Source organism: Pseudomonas sp. Sample_20 (assembly GCF_004307585.1).
Lineage (GTDB): Bacteria > Pseudomonadota > Gammaproteobacteria > Pseudomonadales > Pseudomonadaceae > Aquipseudomonas > Aquipseudomonas atacamensis.
The window spans coordinates 132,379-147,541 of the sequence record NZ_RCOA01000036.1 but is presented as its reverse complement, the minus strand read 5'-3'; the positions used below and the strand labels follow the sequence as shown (position 1 = coordinate 147,541).

The following is a 15,163-nucleotide window of genomic DNA, read 5'->3' as shown; positions in this document are numbered from 1 at the left end:
TATAAAGAACAACGACTGTGTGCTCGGGTTTCAGGGATTCCGAAGCTGCGGGTGAAAGCTTTATTTCCACGCCGGTATAAAAATTGCTCGCTTAAGCCCACCGCCAATTTGACGACGCACAAATGACGCTCTCCTTACCGATTTCAGCAAGGCTGACACCTAAAGCGCTGTCCCTTTCGCTGATAGGTTTCGTTCTTCTAGTTTGTTTATCGTTGATTCTTGCTACTGCTTGGCAGATTGTGCAGTCGTCCGGTGAGCGGGTAGACGCGGCCAAAATAACTGTTTCGAACATTGTACTTGCCGCTGAACAGCAGGCCCGTGACACGATGCTCCAGGCCGACAATACCCTGCGAGATCTTGCTGAGCGTGTGGCGCATGATGGAAGCGGCCCTGATCAACAGGAGCGGTTAACGAAGCTGATGGCCCGCCAGGTGAACGACATTGAAGGCGTTCAGGGTCTATTCATCTTCGATGCTCAAGGCAATTGGATGGCCAATTCCTTTTCCGAAGGTTTGCAAACCAAAAACAACGGCGACAGAGCTTACTTTCGATATCACCGTGAGCACGATGACCAGTCCATCCACGTTGGCTCGATAGTGGAAAGTCGAACGACAGGGGATATGGTGATCCCTATAAGTCGGCGTATCCAAACAGCCGATGGAGCTTTTGCAGGGGTTGCGTTAGCCACGGTTCCGGTTTCATATTTTCAAAGCTTTTTCAAACGTATGGCCGTGGACGACGAAGGGGTAATTTTCCTAGCACTCGATAACGGCGAACTCCTCGCGCGACGCCCGACCGTCGCAGCATTGATGACCACTAATCTTTCCAAAGGCGAAATTTTTAGCCGGTATCTACCTGAGAGCGATAGCGGGACTGCAGTCATAAAATCTATCGTGGATGGTATCGAGCGGATCTACGCCTATCGTCGTCTGGCTGGGCTGCCTATCGTCGCAGCAGCTGGCGTGTCGTACGAGCATGTATTTGCCCCTTGGTGGTCATATGTTTACCAATCGGTTGCACTGGTAGGTTCCATCATACTGGCGTTGGCAATTTTAGGTAGCTTGCTATATCGCCAGATCCAACAGCTGCTGGTTGCAGAGTACGAGCTAAAGATTATCCGAAAAGAGTTAGAGGTAATAGCCCACACAGATAGTCTCACTTCTCTGGCCAATAGGAGGAGCTTTGACTTGGCTATAGATAAAGAATGGAAGCGTGCCACGAGAAATCAGACAAGCATATCCGTAATCCTTTTAGATATAGATTTGTTCAAACAATATAATGACCGTTACGGCCATCTAAGTGGCGACGATTGTCTTGTACACGTAGCCAACCTTATTGCAGCCAACGTCAATAGGCCCGGTGATATTGCTGCTCGCTACGGTGGGGAAGAGTTCGTAGTTTTGCTTCCGGACACTGAACTAGCAGGTGCGGTCATGGTTGCAGAAAATATTAGGCTTTCCCTATCGAATGCAAATCTTCAACATTCAGCGAGCCCCTTCGGAATAGTCACCATAAGCTCAGGTGTAGTCTCGACCTCTAGAACAGGAGAAAAGAGTCCAAAAGAGTTTCTGGTCGAGGCAGACCGTTTGCTCTACGCCGCCAAGTCTCAAGGACGAAATCGAGTAGGAAGTTGAGCTGCTGACCGTCTCGAAAATGCGCTTGGCCAACTCACATGCGTAACTGAGACGATTGCTATGCTGTCGTTCAAGACTGCCGGTTCTCGCGTGACACATTTGAACTTTATATCGCAAAGCCAAGGTGATGAACGCAGTCAGCTAAGCTTGGGGCCTATCTCTTGACGTGTGTTATCGCGGCTGCAACCCAGGGCCGGGAACCATTAGAGTTATGAGCGACAGCGTAGATCTAGAATGGCGAAAAACTCTTCCAATAATACTGGGGAATGCTTGCCATGCTGTGCTAGCTCTTTCTGGGTTGAAAACCAAGAATCCTAGGAGATTGAAGATTAAAGATTGCGCCATAAAGCTGCTACGGCAATGCCCGCTGCGATAGCCGGTAAAGGCTTTTTAACGAGCAGCATCATCACTCCAGTTGTTAATAGAGCAAGACGGGCGCCATTATCTCCCGTGACTGCTAATGGTGTTAGCACCGCTATCAGCACTGAGCCCGACATGGCGCTAATGAATTGTTGAACGCGGTAGTTTATGGGTACGAAAGACATGACGAAAACGCCACCCCAACGCGTTACCAGCGTGACTGCAGCCATGATCAAGATTAAGAAGAAGGTGCCCGCGCCTGCGCTTTCAATGCTCATCTTTCTTTTCCATCCAAAAGGCTCCCAATAGACCGCCCGCAAGCGCACCTACAACAACATGGCAATTCTTCGGTAGGTACCAGTAAGCGAGCAGTGCTGCCGCAGCAGCCACAATCCAAATGATCGACATGCGGGAGCTTTTCTTACCCCCAATCGCCATGGCTAAGAGAAAACAGCCCATCACCATATCGAGCCCTAGACTGACGGGGTTTTTAATCGCGCTCCCGAGATAGATGCCCAGCCAAGTCCCTATCGTCCACGAGGCCCATAGGGCGATACCGCCGCCAAGTAATACGCCAAAGCCAGCTTTCCGACTGTTGAAAGCCTGCATGGACATCGCCCAATTGGCGTCCGAAACCACCAACATGACGCCATACCGTTTTGCCAGTGGAAGCTCCCGTAACCACGGGTACAAGGTTGCTCCCATCAAGAGATGCCGGGCATTGATCGCAAAAACAGTGATCATCAGCGGGATTACCGGGACGTGCGCGCCCCATAGATCGAGAGCTGCAAATTGTGCAGCGCCGGCAAATACAAGAAGACTCATGACTACGGTTGAAAATTCACTCAGTCCAGCCTGAGCAGCAGCGAGCCCAAATGCGCCTCCAAACACCGCTACAAATAGCGAAATGGGTAATAAGTTCTTGAAGCCGGCCCAAGCCTCAACGAACGTTAGATCAGATACAGAGCTTTCAGCGGATACCACAGCGTTTCCTCCCAGTCCGGTGATTAAGGCTGCGAAGGCAAAGCTTCGAAAAGCTCAGCGGCGTCATAGCGCGCAGCGCGAGCCTACTATCGCTAACAGGCGACGTTTCGGAAAGCGCATAATGATTGTAGCTATTATCCGTTAATCGAATGGACGCCGTAATGAACGTTCAAGACCTTCAAATAGATTGGCTCAAGTGCTTTGTGGCGGTCGTCGACACAGGATCGCTTACCAGCGCTGGGAACGAAGTGTTTCGCTCGCAATCGGCGGTGAGCATGCAGCTTAAAAAGCTCGAGGCTGCGGTGGGCCGGCAATTACTCGTTCGGGATGCGCGTAACCATCAATTGACCCACGATGGGCAAATGCTCCTGGGATACGCCAGACGGATATTGGATTTGCATGCGGATGCCCAAGCGGCTTTCACTGGAGTTGAATTAAGGGGGCGAATACGCTTAGGCGTTCCGGATGATTACGCAGCCAAATATCTCACTCCGGTGCTCAAGCGCTTTGCACCCCGCCATGGGGCGGTGGAAATCGAACTTCACTGCGAACAATCGACTTCGCTAATACCTCGTGTTGAACAGGGCGATCTTGATTTGGCATTGGTATCGCGCGACCACTCTAGACGAGGCACGCTTTTGTTTCATGAGCCTATGGTCTGGGTTGGATCTGCGCAGTTTGACCTCTGGGCGCGAGATCCGCTTCCCATCGCAACGTATGAGGAAGCGAGTCTAGCCAGGCGCTGTGCAATCGACTCACTAGCCCTGCAAGGCCGAAACTTCAAAGTGGTCTATCACAGCTCCAGCCTAGCGGGTCAGATCGCAGCGGTTGAAAGCGGTCTCGCGGTGGCGGTACTCACTCGATGCAGTGTTCCTGAGCAGTTGGAGATTCTCGGCGCAGAGCATGGACTCGGCCCGCTGAGACCAATGGAAGTTGCGGTATATCGAAGTCGCGCGTCTGCTAGATCAAAGTCAGTAGACAGCTTGCATGGCTTATTAATCAAAACGCTCCGGATATCAGGTGAGCTTTCGACGTTGCACCATTCGTGACGGAGGCTCTAGCGAGGCCTGCCATGGTGTCGCCTCTTCGGGCAAGGCCCGGCTCAAGACTCTTTTTTTACGCTCTTCAACGCACGCAGCTAGGTGCAACGTTTCAGCGGAGTAAGCCCTGAAACTCCTTGTCGAATAATGGCTCTAGGAATCTTTGACTCCTGCCCCATTTAGGCAACAATCAAGGCACATCGCTCCTAGGAAGACCACCATGATTTCCGCTCTTGAGCTCCGACACATTATTGAGTGTGGCTTCCTGCCGCTCTCCTGCTCATGCACGTTAAACGTGGATGGTTCATTGATGATAAAAGTAATTGAGCCTTCTACAGGCAGCGTGGAGCTGTTGGTCACAGGGGTGTCGACGACCCAGCTGACTTCGAGTCGTGCGATTGCCAATCTGATAGGCGAACTTCGGAGTGAAATGGCTTCCCGCAAAACCGGCTTTGAGCCGAGTAGGAGTAGGGCACAAGGGTAGTGAGGGGAAGGAAACGAGGACTCAGCCTGCGATCTCAAACTGATATCGGCTCATGCTGCGGTTTCGTTGTCATGGAGCAGGGCACGTGTCCTCCGATAGAGCATTGACCACAGGTACCTGCTGGCGGGAGTAGCCGAGTCGCCTCCAACCTACAGGGCGTCCCCGCTCCGATGAATCACGTTTTCACAGTCGCGACACCAGAGCGAACCCATAGATTAGTCATGTACGCCGTCGTCTACGATCCTGGCTCAACCATAAATGCGCATTGAAGACGGTGATGGGGATTTTGGGTCGTGAAGCGGGCATTACTCTGACTCACAATGGGTGTCTGGTGGACTGCTCGCCAGCTTTCGAGCTCCACTCTCATCAGAATGACGTCAAAAGCTTTTCCTGGATTCACTACAAGCAGACGCTTGCTAATCATGTACCGCCCGCAGCCCAGACACACGATCTCCTCCCAGTCGCCATAAGTCCCAGCAACGAAGAATCACCCCAACAGATTCGACATGCATGCTTCATGTATTGACTCCCACTTTGCATCATTGATGCGAGGTTTAAGGGGGAGTTCAGACTTAGCTGAGCTATGCAGACCAAGGGGCTGCGTCACCAAACCAGCTAATGGGTTACTGAGAGGCTAGCCATGCTTCGAGTCGTTCCAGGCGACCAAGCTCGAGTAGTTTTTGTTTCCCCAGGCTCAAAAGTGCGAAGAGTCGCTGTCGGTCAGCATGCGTGGGAAACCAATCAGCTATTTCAACATTGCAACATGTCGAACCGCTGAGAGCCCATTTGATAATCATGTCACCGGCGGCGCGGTAATGGTCTGCGATGAAGATGTGCCTGCCCTCCAGTTCCCATCCACGCACTGAAAGCTCGTCGGTAACGTCGATGATTCCAGCGTCTATAAAGAAATCGGCGGTATCTGGATAGTGAATGCCTGCCAACGACACTTTCGCTACACCCGAATCCCGGTCGAAGTAGGGCAGAAAATGCCACCCACCAGTGGTGCTCCCAGCGTGCGGAAAATTGATGGCGGCTTTGCCAGTTATGTAGTGCTCGCGTGACACACGCTTGAGATCAAAATCAAAGAGCGGCTGCGTCATGGGAGCTTTTTGAGCCGGGCTAACCCCTGCTTGATGTGCCCAGCATTCTCACCAATTGCCCACAAAGCACCTCGGACATTATCCCCGACTTCAGCACTGCCCTGGGCTTCAACATGGAGCGTTAACTCCATCAGCGCCGCCTCCAGGGCGAGCTGATTCAGATACATCCTTTCGAGCACATCTGATAACGAGTATTCAGCTGACATTTTCCTCGTCCTCTCCCTGGAGTCATCTGAGCATAGCCATTTTTAGCGTTCTATGGATTAGCCGCATCTCACGCAATCTGTCGAGCACGTCGAAAATTGCCTGATCCTTCGTTTGGTGCGCAGTGAAGCCAATAGTGCAGCTTTTTGGGCGGAGGCCGCCCCCAGTTGTTGTTTCCCCCAAGAGGACGAACGTTTTGCCGCTGCTGGAAAGGATGACTTCATTTCACATCCAGATGTCCCTGTTCCTCGCGAAGCGGTGTTAGCGGAAGGTTGCCTTTATCATCGGCTTCGAACGGGCCGACATAGTGTTCTAGCCCGGTAACCCAGCGCTCCGTGCTGGACGCCCTGATCCGGATAACTGGGAAGAGAGATCATCGAAATCATTATCGCAGCAGTCCTAGCCGGATGAAGGGCTATGGAGTCAAAGAGCCGCTTGGCAAACGGCCTCTAGGTTCATTCCGTCGGGCGCCAAGACATAAGCCGCGTAATAGCTAGGGTGGTAATTAGGCCTTAGGCCGGGTGCCCCATTATCTTTGCCGCCGGCAGCTATGCCAGCCGCATGAAAAGCGTCGACCGCTTCACGGCTCTCAGCGACTAGTGCTATGTGCAGGCTATGGCTGGAATCGGGCTCGTCATGCAACCATAGAAATGGCTTTCCTCCACGGCCAAATCCCAGTCGTCGAGGCTTTGCACAAGGAGGATCAGCCTCGATGCTCATTACTAAGCTGATACCTAGTGGCCCGAGCAGTGAGGCGTAAAAGGTTTTGGCGTGCACGATATCCGAAACACCGATGCCCATATGGTCTATTGCCGAGCCCGCAAAATTGTTCATTAGATGACTCCATAAATACCGACTGCTCGGCTGGCGAAGCATGCAATTAATGCCCCGTGCGTCCGTTCATCAACCCCTAAATCTGCGATGCGCCACCGTCGGCGAATAGCTCGGTGCCATTAACATAGCTTGACGCATCACTCGCAAGGAAAAGAGCGGCTTGACCAATTTCGCGTGCCTCGCCGATTCGACCCAGTGTGCTTTTCTCGCTGAGGCCATCAATCACCTCCTGCGCGTTTTCGCCAAGCACATCGCGAAGGGATTGGGTGTTCACAGGGCCGGGGCTGAGTAGGTTGATACGGACGCCAGAACCTTTGATATCCAAAATCCAACTACGCACCAGCGCCCTCAGGGCCGCCTTTGTAGCTCCATAGACGCTCAGACCGGGGCCAGGGTTGATAGAGGCGGTCGAGCCGATGATAACAATGCTGCTCACCTTGCTCATCAACGGCAGTGCGCCTTGTACGGTGAAAATCGTGCCTTTGACGTTGGTAGTGAAAACTTTATCGAACCCTACTTCGGTGATCGCTCCTAGTGGCTCGATTACGCCTATACCTGCGTTGGCAATCAATACATCGATATGGCCATGAACCGCCTGCATGTGGCTGAACAACTCGGCAAGGTCTGTGGCGTTCGAGATATCCGTGCAGACAGCGGACGAGTTCCCGCCCAAGCGACTCACGGCTTCATCTAACTGAGGTTGCCGACGCCCCGTGATGATCAGAGTGGCGCCTTGGAAGGCGAACGCTTCAGCGATGGCGAAGCCGAGGCCTGAAGAGCCACCAGTTACCAGAACAACCTTGTTTTTAAATTCCATGGGAAACGTCTCAGCGAGTGAATATGTAGTGAACACTACATAGGTGCACGGTCAATCACAACCTTTTTAGCGATCACTAAATAATTCGTGCCCGACGCGATTGATATCAGCTGTAGCGATCGCTACAGTTGTCGCCTCGACTGAGTGAGACATCAATGAACATAAGCACCCGCCAGCGCCGTCCCGCGTTTGATCGCGAGCAAGGGATAGCGATTGCTCAGGCATTGTTTCATCACCGGGGGTACGATGCAGTCAGCCTGTCTGACCTGACGGATGCCATGAATATTAAGCCCCCAAGCTTTTACGCCGCCTATGGCAGCAAGGCCGAACTGTTCGAGCGGGCAATGTGTCGCTACGCTAGCGAAAAAGCATTACCTCTAGACAAGCTGCTAACGTCGGATTTGCCACCCGCAGCAGCGCTGAAGTCGCTGCTTGTAGCCGCTGCGAAGCAGTACGGAGGAGATACCGCTTTGCGTGGTTGTCTTATCACTGAGGGCTTGCGCGCGGATGATCCTGTTGCCCGAAGCATGGCCGAGAAGCTGGGAGGAGCCGCAATTCAGACAATCCGCAATTACCTTGACCAAGTTTGTCCCCGAGGCGCGCAAGCGCTGACTGACTACCTAGTGACCACTTTGCGTGGACTCTCTGCTGCAGCATGCAACGGCATGTCCCTTGGGCGGTTGATAGAGGTGGCGCAAATTGCCGGCACCGCAATTTCTGTAGCGCTAGATGCAGGCGACACCGCCGCTGACTCCTGAGCAACCGCCACTGCTTTAACCTTTTGATGATTTAGAGATCCGTGATAGTCGTACCCGCGATGCTCTCGGCGAACTCAACCCCCAGCAGCCTCGCTGGCGTCTCGAAGCCTGGTTGTCGCTTGCCTGCCAATACTCTGCGCGCAGCCTCCACTGCAGCGAGCGGAGTGTAGGTGTAGCCATTGACAGTTTCGATTATCGAACGCGCAACAGCACCGTCGGCGCCGGTAACTTCGGCTACGGCTCGTGCGCGATGATTTTCACGTTGGTGCACATCCGGCCCCTCGGGAAGCGTTGAAATATCTGCTTGGGGAATCGGATCGCCAGAGAAATGCACGAACATGGAAATGTTGGGTATGCCAGTGGAATGCCAGCTCGTGATCAGATCGCCAAACGAGAGCGGCGCACACAGCTCCGGGCCGTCACCAAAATCGAACGATCGTGGTTGTGCAGCGGGAGTTGCAACCACTGCCCCGTCAATCCTCGCCAGCAACCCTGCACCAATGATTTCGCTAACACTTCGGGCCGAGCCACGTGACATCGAACCTGCGACCTGAAGTGCGATCTTTATCGACTGCGGCGCTTGCACCCGACGTGCAACATGAACCGCCAGGCAATCAGTTGGCACTACATCCCACCCGACCCCGGGCAGGAGCATGACGCCTGACTCGGCTGCCTTAGTGCCCATTCGCTCGGCCAGCTCATAGACCTTGATCTCAGCCGTGATATCAAGATAGTCGACGCCAGCGTTTATACAGGTCTGCATTAGCGCACTGGCCGTTTGAGCAAAGGGCCCGGCACAATTCAGGAGCGCGGCGACACCGCTAAGCATTTCTGGCGTCAAAGCATCAGGCATAAATATACGATAAGGAACATTCAACTGGGTGGCCAGAGCGCGCAGCTTCTCCTGATTGCGCCCAGCAATGATGACATCCAGCCCCTGCGCTGCTGCATACTCGGCAGCCATGCGTCCCATGTAGCCGGTTGCGCCGTAGATCATCAATTTCTTCATTGGGCGTGCTGCCAGTTCTTGTAAACGAATTCGAGGCTATAGCCGTCCGGGTCGAGGACATTGGCCGCGTAGTAGTTCGGGTCGTAATGCAGACGTGCGCCGGGAGGGCCGTTGTCTGTTGCCCCTTGGGCGATGGCCGCTGCATAGGCGATATCGACCTCGGCACGGCTATTGGCGACGAAACCTACGTGCACCGCCTGTCCCTCCACCGCCCCTTCGCGCAGCCAGAAGAACATTCGGCCATGGGCGCCAAAGCCCTTGAGGTCAGGATGACCAGGAGGCCCGTCCTTGCCGTCGTAATCCAGACGCGCCGTGATGCCAAGCGGCGTCAGTGCTGCCTGATAAAAGTGTATCGAGCGCTTGATGTCGCTCACCGAGAGAAAAATATGATCGAGCATGAAGCCTCCATGATTTAGATGATGTAGCCGCCTGCGACTTCGATGGTTTGCGCGTTGATCCAGGCGCTTTCCTGAGAGAGCAGCATCGCAATAACACGAGCGACGTCTTGCGGCTCGCCCACCCGGCCCAGTGCTGTCTGACTGGCCAGCATGGCTTCAAACTCATCGTTCAAACCGCCCCCCAGCTCAGTACGAATGGCACCAGGCGAAACCGCATTGGCACGAATACCGCGCTCACACAGTTCTTTCGCCATGTAGCGGGTCAATACTTCGAGACCGCCTTTAAAGGCCGCATACGGCGCGACCCCTGATGTCGCGACGCGCGTTGTGGCACTCGTCAGGTTGACGATGCTCGCGCCATCTTCAAGTAGCGGCAGCAGCGTTTGAGTGAGGAAGAAAGGCCCCTTGAGGTGCACTGCGAACAGGCCGTCGAATTGCTCCTCGCAGACTGACTCCAGCGGGTTGAACAGACCGTAGCCTGCGTTGTTTACAAGACCTGCCAGCGTGTTTGTGCCCCAGGTAATTTCCAGAGCGGAGACCACGGCATCACGAAATGCAGCAAAGTTTGAGGTGTTACTCACGTCCAGCCGCAGCGCCACCGCCTTGCCGCCAGCGGCCTCGATTTGCCGGACGATCTGGTGAGCTGCATCAGGATTCTGGTTGTAGGTAAGGATGACGCCCATCCCCCGTTCGGCAATATGGAGAGCAGCGCTGGCGCCAATGCCGCGACTGCCTCCGGTGATAACGATGACGCCCATGGTGCACTTCCCGTGTCGATGACTTGAGCCTCCACAGTAGAGTCCCCGGCCATCCAGAACGTGGCCATTCCTACTCGAAACCTGCCTGTTTCTGCTTTCTGCTTGCCAAGTCCCAAACGAGCCGGCAGGATCCAGCCCATGACCACACAATTGAATGAACTGCGAGCCCTGACCTCAAGTGCTGAAAATCGGCGCACTGAGACAGGAATCCCCAGGGTAGCCATGGTGCAGGGTGAGATTCCCGAGCACATGCTGGCCGCCGTCTACGAGCCGATGATCAACCTGATTCTCCACGGCAGTAAAACCATGACCGTCGGGGAGCAGACGTTGCACTATGACCCGGCGACGTACTTCGTGATGTCGATCGAGCTGCCCGCCGTGGGCACAGTTCATCCGGCGTCGACCGGAGAGCCTTATCTCGCGGTAAGCCTGACTCTCGACCCGGTGGCGCTAACCACGCTGCTGGCCGACCTACCACTTCCGGCTGATCGCCATGACCAAGATCCGGGTTTTTCAGTAGCGCCGGTCACGCCTCAGTTGATGGATGCTTGGGTGCGCCTGCTGCGCTTGATGGGTGACCCACAAAGTATCGCCGCCCTGGCGCCGGCATACGAACGCGAGATCCTCTATCGTGTACTCCAAGGCCCTCACGGCTGGATGCTGCGTGAAATCGCCGCGCCGGACTCTGCGATGGCCCGTGTCAATCAGGCCATTCAGTGGATCCGCCGCGACTTCGCCGAATCTATTCGGGTAGAACATATGGCAGAGAAAGCAGCAATGAGCGTTTCGGCATTTCACCGACACTTCAAGGCGGTAACCACACTGAGCCCTCTGCAATATCAAAAGCGTGTACGCCTGCTTCAGGCTCGCACCCTTATGGTTGCCAACGCCAGAAGCGTCACTGCGGCTGCCTTTGAAGTCGGGTATGAAAGCAGCACCCAGTTCAGCCGAGATTACGCAAAAGTCTTCGGGCTACCGCCCTCAAGAGACGCTGCGCGCATTCAGCACGAGAATAAAGTTTCAAGGGCCTGATCAGATCAAATACGGCGAGGACTGCGGGATCTCCCGTCCGCCAGACGTTGTCCACCACGATGTGCTGAATGCGCCAAGTTTCACCCTGCCTGACCAGCTTCACGTCGTAACGGTTTTTCATGAGATAGGAACGGGAGTGATCAGTTTTCAAAACATGTTGGGCTTCTACCAACGCATCCAGCACCGCCTCATCTCCTTCAACGGTGACGCGGGGATTGTTCCCAGAGTGCGTGGTATCGACTCGGCTAAGTGACGTAATGAGAGCCTGGACGATGGTGTCACGACCTTGAAGAACAGGGTATTCAAACCGGCTTTGGCTGCTGCGGGCCGGAAATCAGAAGCGGCACTATCTGTAAGCGCCGAGGCCATAAGCCCGGCATCACGAATATCAATACCTGCAGCGTAGCCATATAGAGCTTCGGCGACTGCAAGCTTGTCAGCGGTGAAGAGCCGCTTCGCTTTAACGAACTAAAGCGGTGCCTGGACGGTATCACTCAAAAAGCGCTGACCCAGGCGCTCAGAAGGCTCGAACGTAACGGGATCCTTGCGCGCGGGTTGGCTTGCGTCGTTGCATCGGTAGGAAAATTACGACGATCCTGGGCCAGCGTCCGTCCTCATAAACCAAGTCGCAAAATAAGCTCCCAGTCGTAATTATGCGTTTGGGAACGACCTAGGTATCAAGCGTCTCTGGCGTAGTTTTTGAATGCATCGAAAATGCTCGCTCGCTGTTGGCTCTGGTCTTCAGAGCTCCTTCAGTTGGTTCTCAAGCGTTTGATTTTCCCACACAGAGAGCAGCGCAATGGGATCTGTGCCAAACCGGTTCCCCGAATCGAACGACCAACGCCGGCCATCTGGGCTTATGCACTCTTCACAGTAGTCCAGCTCATCACAATCGTTGAAGATCGTAATGCTCCATCCTTCAATGGTTACCATGAACAAACCTGCATAGAGCTCATCCCAAGTCTGAGCGCTTAGCCTAACCATCACGTGTCGCCCGAAGATTACATCGCGCAGTACCTGACAAACTTCCCTCGCCGTGAGTACAGGCATAGACTCGCCAGTGCAGTCGTTTGAAACCATAAAAGAAACCAGCCGGTTTTGGTCGTTTCCTCAAAGGTACACTGGGAGCCATGACGCAGGTACACCTAGGGCGGAAGAGATGAAGCTATTTTTGGACTGTGAGTTCACTCAACTCAACCGTGAAGCGAAGCTGATCTCTCTGGCGTTAGTGCCTGAGGTTGGAGAGGAGTTTTACGTTGAGCTGATTGATACCTACCGAGTGGAAGACTGCAGCGACTTCGTGATTCAAAACGTCTTGCCGCAGTTGGATTCAAACCGTCATGGCAGGTCACTCGCTTCCGCCCAAGCGGCTATGAAGTCTTACCTCGACAGTTTTGAGGAAGAGCTCGAGATTTGCTCGGATGCGCCAGATTGGGACTGGAGGTTTTTCTGCCAGATGGCCGATTCGGCTGATGAATGGCCAAGCAATGTGGCCAACGAGCCCACGAATCTGATTCACCTGTTTCGCCACCTAGAAGGCAATGACCTCGGTGGAGTCGAGCTTCCGGAGCTTCCGCACCATGCATTACTCGATGCCAAGCTTCTTGCTGACCTTTATCAGCATCTGAGAGCTACTCATTCATGAGCGGGGGATGTCCCGATCCATCGCTATGCCTAAGGCTAGGGCGTGCTTAGCTAGTCGACGATGTCTCCATCGCGAAGCCGTGAATGTGCCAACTGGCGTGATTCGAAGAAGTGGGTTATGTATCTCTGATCTCACACTGGCAGGAGGCCGACATGAGGTTGCAGAGCGATATCGATGCGCTAGCGGCGATCGAGGAAGACGCAAAGGCGATGCTAAAACGGATAGGGCTGCCCGACGATGCACACAAGCTTGAGGTAGTCATTGTCCTTCGACAGATCGTCGACCTGGCCACTTACATGGAGTCGGCTGATCGATTCATTGAGACGCCGGTCAATGCGTGATGAGGTATCGCGGCAAACCACAGACGGTTAGCACGATTCGTTTACGGCTGTTCCGTCTGTAGGTTCGTATGTAAGAAGGCATTCTCGGGCACAACGCCGGGTTAATCGAAGTGCCACCATTTCCTTTAAGATCGACGCGTCATTTCACATCGTCTATCCGTCGGAAGTAGGTAACCAACTTTGTAGTCGCGACGGGCTGGCTACGATCATTTGTTATTCAATCGCTGGAAAGTGATCCCTATGGAAGGCTCAGCTAACCCTCAGAACTCAGCGGGTGATATGTCGGATGAAGTAGTGACGAGAGAATCGCTTTTCGATCTGGCTTGGTCGACTCCAATGAGCAAAATTAGCTTGCGATTCGGAGTCTCCTCCAGCTATCTCACGAAGGTCTTCGTCAGCCTGAATATTCCTAGGCCGCCTGTTGGCTACTGGGCGCAAGTCGCGGTAGGAAAAGCTAAAGCTCGCCCAGTCTTGCCTGACGCTCAACCTGGCGAACCGACGGTGTGGAACCGAAATGAAGCACCGCTTCAGGTTCAGCGACCGTCAGCGATCAAACAAAAGAGGTTGAATCGTACGGCGCCGCGCAATGCTGAAGCGCAACCCCGAAGGCACCCACTTTTACTGAGCATTGAAGATCACTTCAAAAAAGTGCGGGAAAGCGAGAACGGCTACGATAGGCCTACCAAACGTGCGATGGCGGATTTGATAGTGAGCCGCAGTGGGCTCGCTCATGCAGTCAACTTCGCAAACCAGTTGTTTCTAGCGTTTATGAAAAAAGGCCTCACCGTTACCTTCAGCGATCCTGCCGAGCGCATGAGCCGCGAACCAGTTGATCATAGGGACAACCCTTCATCGAGATATGTCTATCCCTCGCTTTGGCAGCCTCAACGTCCAACTGTGGTTCATGTTGGAAGCGTCGTTTTTGGTTTGTCCATTTACGAAATCAGCGAATACGTTGAAGTCAAAAGCGTAGACAAAAGGTTAGTCCGGTTGGGTTCACGTCCAGAGAGAAAACGCGCTGCCCCGTATCGAAACGAATGGGTAATGCGTGCCGACATGCCCAGCGGTCGACTGTGCCTACAGGTTTACTCTCCTTACTACCGGGCGGAGTGGGTTCAGCGCTGGAAGGAAGACAAGCCTGGCGATCTGATCAATAAAATCCCAAGCATCGTGAAGCTTCTGATCGCTGAAGCTCCAGGGTTTGCCGAGAAAGTGAAGCTCGAACGGGAGAAAGCCGAGCTCGAATGGCAAAAGCACCAGCTGCAATTAGCTGAATGGAAAAGAAAGGAGGAGGAGAAACGGTACCTCAAGGCCATACAGGATAGCCGTGAGCAACTCGAAGCCGTAATCCAGACGTGGGCAAAGGTGAACAGTGTTCGCGCATTCTTCGCCGATATCGAAAAATCAGCGCAGTGCCTGGATGGTGTGGCGAGAGAGGCTGTCATGAAGCGGCTGGCCAACGCGAAGGAATTGATCGGCGACCTTGATGCGTTAAAGCACTTCGCTGACTGGAAACCACCACCGCTTCAGGGCGGCGAGTAGGAGCCGGCGTTTCAAGGAGCTGCAGACTTACATGTTCGCCAAGGGCAAATACAAAAAAAGTCCGCTCTCAGCCTGCTTTGCCTTGGGAAGTAAATCGACTGAAGGCAAATAGCGAGTCTGAGGACATCGCCTGATCGGGCGACGTGGCGGTTTATCTGGATGGAAGAGGGGAGGTTAGCCGCCTGGGGCGGCTCGCCCGATGAAATTCAACCTTAACCACGAG

The 15,163-nt window shown here is 54.0% G+C and carries 19 protein-coding genes and 2 pseudogenes; 9 read left to right on the top strand and 12 right to left on the bottom strand.

What is annotated here, in order from left to right; translation table 11 throughout:
* The first annotated feature begins 122 nt into the window (after nt 1–122).
* Entirely contained in the window at nt 123–1,634 is a 1,512-nt protein-coding gene (locus tag D8U70_RS09750) for a sensor domain-containing diguanylate cyclase (RefSeq protein ID WP_130928755.1), read from the top strand.
* Between the two features lie 329 nt (nt 1,635–1,963).
* Here D8U70_RS09750 and D8U70_RS09745 read toward each other — a convergent pair whose 3' ends face one another.
* Both D8U70_RS09745 and D8U70_RS09740 read right to left on the bottom strand, forming a co-directional pair.
* Nucleotides 1,964–2,272 carry an AzlD domain-containing protein gene (locus D8U70_RS09745; protein ID WP_130928754.1) on the bottom strand — a complete coding sequence of 103 codons (309 nt, stop codon included), beginning with the start codon at nt 2,270–2,272 and terminating at the stop codon, nt 1,964–1,966.
* Complete coding sequence (locus D8U70_RS09740) at nt 2,262–2,978, bottom strand: AzlC family ABC transporter permease (RefSeq protein ID WP_130928753.1); 717 nt, start codon at nt 2,976–2,978, stop codon at nt 2,262–2,264. Before D8U70_RS09740 ends, D8U70_RS09745 begins: the two co-directional genes overlap by 11 nt.
* Nucleotides 2,979–3,139: 161 nt before the next feature.
* Between D8U70_RS09740 and D8U70_RS09735 the strand changes: the two genes are divergently transcribed.
* Both D8U70_RS09735 and D8U70_RS09730 read left to right on the top strand, forming a co-directional pair.
* Nucleotides 3,140–4,027: a LysR substrate-binding domain-containing protein gene (locus D8U70_RS09735; protein ID WP_130928752.1), complete on the top strand. Its 888-nt coding sequence runs from the start codon at nt 3,140–3,142 to the stop codon at nt 4,025–4,027.
* A 211-nt stretch (nt 4,028–4,238) separates the two neighbouring features.
* Complete coding sequence (locus D8U70_RS09730) at nt 4,239–4,502, top strand: DUF1652 domain-containing protein (RefSeq protein WP_130928751.1); 264 nt, start codon at nt 4,239–4,241, stop codon at nt 4,500–4,502.
* A gap of 623 nt (nt 4,503–5,125) precedes the next feature.
* Here the strand turns inward: D8U70_RS09730 and D8U70_RS09725 are convergent.
* From D8U70_RS09725 to D8U70_RS09705, 5 genes and pseudogenes are all read right to left on the bottom strand, one after another.
* Nucleotides 5,126–5,602, bottom strand: a complete 477-nt coding sequence (locus tag D8U70_RS09725; protein WP_130928750.1) for a hypothetical protein — start codon at nt 5,600–5,602, stop codon at nt 5,126–5,128.
* Nucleotides 5,599–5,808, bottom strand: coding sequence for a hypothetical protein (locus D8U70_RS09720; protein ID WP_130928749.1), 210 nt, complete (start codon nt 5,806–5,808; stop codon nt 5,599–5,601). Before D8U70_RS09720 ends, D8U70_RS09725 begins: the two co-directional genes overlap by 4 nt.
* A 221-nt stretch (nt 5,809–6,029) precedes the next feature.
* Nucleotides 6,030–6,150: pseudogene (locus D8U70_RS27970) on the bottom strand (NAD-dependent dehydratase); the annotation flags it as partial.
* A 79-nt stretch (nt 6,151–6,229) separates the two neighbouring features.
* The gene (locus D8U70_RS09710; protein WP_130928748.1) at nt 6,230–6,640 is read right to left on the bottom strand and encodes a VOC family protein; all 411 of its coding nucleotides are present in this window, start codon (nt 6,638–6,640) and stop codon (nt 6,230–6,232) included.
* A 76-nt stretch (nt 6,641–6,716) separates the two neighbouring features.
* Nucleotides 6,717–7,457 (bottom strand): SDR family oxidoreductase, encoded by a 741-nt coding sequence (locus D8U70_RS09705; protein ID WP_130928747.1) that lies wholly within the window; start codon nt 7,455–7,457, stop codon nt 6,717–6,719.
* A 155-nt stretch (nt 7,458–7,612) separates the two neighbouring features.
* On the opposite strand from D8U70_RS09705, the gene D8U70_RS09700 reads away from it, so the two are divergent.
* A complete protein-coding gene (locus D8U70_RS09700) occupies nt 7,613–8,215 on the top strand; it encodes a TetR/AcrR family transcriptional regulator (RefSeq protein ID WP_130928746.1) in 603 nt (200 codons plus the stop codon).
* A 31-nt stretch (nt 8,216–8,246) separates the two neighbouring features.
* Here the strand turns inward: D8U70_RS09700 and D8U70_RS09695 are convergent, their stop codons facing one another.
* From D8U70_RS09695 to D8U70_RS09685, 3 genes are read right to left on the bottom strand one after another with little or no spacing between them, the layout of a single operon-like run.
* Nucleotides 8,247–9,224: a saccharopine dehydrogenase NADP-binding domain-containing protein gene (locus D8U70_RS09695; protein ID WP_130928745.1), complete on the bottom strand. Its 978-nt coding sequence runs from the start codon at nt 9,222–9,224 to the stop codon at nt 8,247–8,249.
* Nucleotides 9,221–9,622, bottom strand: a complete 402-nt coding sequence (locus tag D8U70_RS09690; protein WP_130928744.1) for a VOC family protein — start codon at nt 9,620–9,622, stop codon at nt 9,221–9,223. The genes D8U70_RS09695 and D8U70_RS09690 overlap by 4 nt, the downstream gene beginning before the upstream one ends.
* A gap of 14 nt (nt 9,623–9,636) precedes the next feature.
* A complete protein-coding gene (locus D8U70_RS09685; RefSeq protein ID WP_130928743.1) occupies nt 9,637–10,380 on the bottom strand; it encodes an SDR family oxidoreductase in 744 nt (247 codons plus the stop codon).
* 138 nt (nt 10,381–10,518) lie between these two features.
* On the opposite strand from D8U70_RS09685, the gene D8U70_RS09680 reads away from it, so the two are divergent.
* Nucleotides 10,519–11,412, top strand: coding sequence for an AraC family transcriptional regulator (locus tag D8U70_RS09680; RefSeq protein WP_177433955.1), 894 nt, complete (start codon nt 10,519–10,521; stop codon nt 11,410–11,412).
* Here the strand turns inward: D8U70_RS09680 and D8U70_RS27965 are convergent.
* The gene (locus D8U70_RS27965; protein ID WP_241664645.1) at nt 11,324–11,671 is read right to left on the bottom strand and encodes a nuclear transport factor 2 family protein; all 348 of its coding nucleotides are present in this window, start codon (nt 11,669–11,671) and stop codon (nt 11,324–11,326) included. The genes D8U70_RS09680 and D8U70_RS27965 overlap by 89 nt on opposite strands.
* A gap of 185 nt (nt 11,672–11,856) precedes the next feature.
* Here D8U70_RS27965 and D8U70_RS09670 point away from each other — a divergent pair.
* Nucleotides 11,857–11,964: pseudogene (locus D8U70_RS09670) on the top strand (winged helix-turn-helix transcriptional regulator); the annotation flags it as partial.
* A gap of 189 nt (nt 11,965–12,153) precedes the next feature.
* Here D8U70_RS09670 and D8U70_RS27960 read toward each other — a convergent pair.
* Nucleotides 12,154–12,345, bottom strand: a complete 192-nt coding sequence (locus D8U70_RS27960) for a hypothetical protein (RefSeq protein ID WP_241664642.1) — start codon at nt 12,343–12,345, stop codon at nt 12,154–12,156.
* Between the two features lie 226 nt (nt 12,346–12,571).
* Here D8U70_RS27960 and D8U70_RS09660 point away from each other — a divergent pair, with 226 nt between their 5' ends.
* The 3 genes from D8U70_RS09660 (at nt 12,572) to D8U70_RS09650 (ending at nt 14,940) form a co-directional block, all read left to right on the top strand.
* Nucleotides 12,572–13,057: a 3'-5' exoribonuclease gene (locus D8U70_RS09660; RefSeq protein ID WP_130928741.1), complete on the top strand. Its 486-nt coding sequence runs from the start codon at nt 12,572–12,574 to the stop codon at nt 13,055–13,057.
* A 152-nt stretch (nt 13,058–13,209) separates the two neighbouring features.
* Nucleotides 13,210–13,398: a hypothetical protein gene (locus D8U70_RS09655; protein WP_130928740.1), complete on the top strand. Its 189-nt coding sequence runs from the start codon at nt 13,210–13,212 to the stop codon at nt 13,396–13,398.
* A 240-nt stretch (nt 13,399–13,638) separates the two neighbouring features.
* Nucleotides 13,639–14,940 carry a hypothetical protein gene (locus D8U70_RS09650; RefSeq protein WP_130928739.1) on the top strand — a complete coding sequence of 434 codons (1,302 nt, stop codon included), beginning with the start codon at nt 13,639–13,641 and terminating at the stop codon, nt 14,938–14,940.
* Nucleotides 14,941–15,163: the final 223 nt, after the last annotated feature.

Excerpts from the sequence above, each read along its gene's own strand:
- D8U70_RS09680 (WP_177433955.1), top strand. The coding sequence starts at position 10,519 with ATGACCACACAATTGAATGAACTGCGAGCCCTGACCTCAAGTGCTGAA.
- D8U70_RS09690 (WP_130928744.1), bottom strand. The coding sequence starts at position 9,622 with ATGCTCGATCATATTTTTCTCTCGGTGAGCGACATCAAGCGCTCGATA.
- D8U70_RS09705 (WP_130928747.1), bottom strand. The coding sequence starts at position 7,457 with ATGGAATTTAAAAACAAGGTTGTTCTGGTAACTGGTGGCTCTTCAGGC.
- D8U70_RS09725 (WP_130928750.1), bottom strand. The coding sequence starts at position 5,602 with ATGACGCAGCCGCTCTTTGATTTTGATCTCAAGCGTGTGTCACGCGAG.
- D8U70_RS27960 (WP_241664642.1), bottom strand. The coding sequence starts at position 12,345 with ATGGTAACCATTGAAGGATGGAGCATTACGATCTTCAACGATTGTGAT.
- D8U70_RS09655 (WP_130928740.1), top strand. The coding sequence starts at position 13,210 with ATGAGGTTGCAGAGCGATATCGATGCGCTAGCGGCGATCGAGGAAGAC.
- D8U70_RS09710 (WP_130928748.1), bottom strand. The coding sequence starts at position 6,640 with ATGAACAATTTTGCGGGCTCGGCAATAGACCATATGGGCATCGGTGTT.
- D8U70_RS09720 (WP_130928749.1), bottom strand. The coding sequence starts at position 5,808 with ATGTCAGCTGAATACTCGTTATCAGATGTGCTCGAAAGGATGTATCTG.
- D8U70_RS09660 (WP_130928741.1), top strand. The coding sequence starts at position 12,572 with ATGAAGCTATTTTTGGACTGTGAGTTCACTCAACTCAACCGTGAAGCG.
- D8U70_RS09700 (WP_130928746.1), top strand. The coding sequence starts at position 7,613 with ATGAACATAAGCACCCGCCAGCGCCGTCCCGCGTTTGATCGCGAGCAA.
- D8U70_RS09730 (WP_130928751.1), top strand. The coding sequence starts at position 4,239 with ATGATTTCCGCTCTTGAGCTCCGACACATTATTGAGTGTGGCTTCCTG.
- D8U70_RS09735 (WP_130928752.1), top strand. The coding sequence starts at position 3,140 with ATGAACGTTCAAGACCTTCAAATAGATTGGCTCAAGTGCTTTGTGGCG.
- D8U70_RS09685 (WP_130928743.1), bottom strand. The coding sequence starts at position 10,380 with ATGGGCGTCATCGTTATCACCGGAGGCAGTCGCGGCATTGGCGCCAGC.
- D8U70_RS09750 (WP_130928755.1), top strand. The coding sequence starts at position 123 with ATGACGCTCTCCTTACCGATTTCAGCAAGGCTGACACCTAAAGCGCTG.
- D8U70_RS09650 (WP_130928739.1), top strand. The coding sequence starts at position 13,639 with ATGGAAGGCTCAGCTAACCCTCAGAACTCAGCGGGTGATATGTCGGAT.
- D8U70_RS09745 (WP_130928754.1), bottom strand. The coding sequence starts at position 2,272 with ATGAGCATTGAAAGCGCAGGCGCGGGCACCTTCTTCTTAATCTTGATC.
- D8U70_RS09695 (WP_130928745.1), bottom strand. The coding sequence starts at position 9,224 with ATGAAGAAATTGATGATCTACGGCGCAACCGGCTACATGGGACGCATG.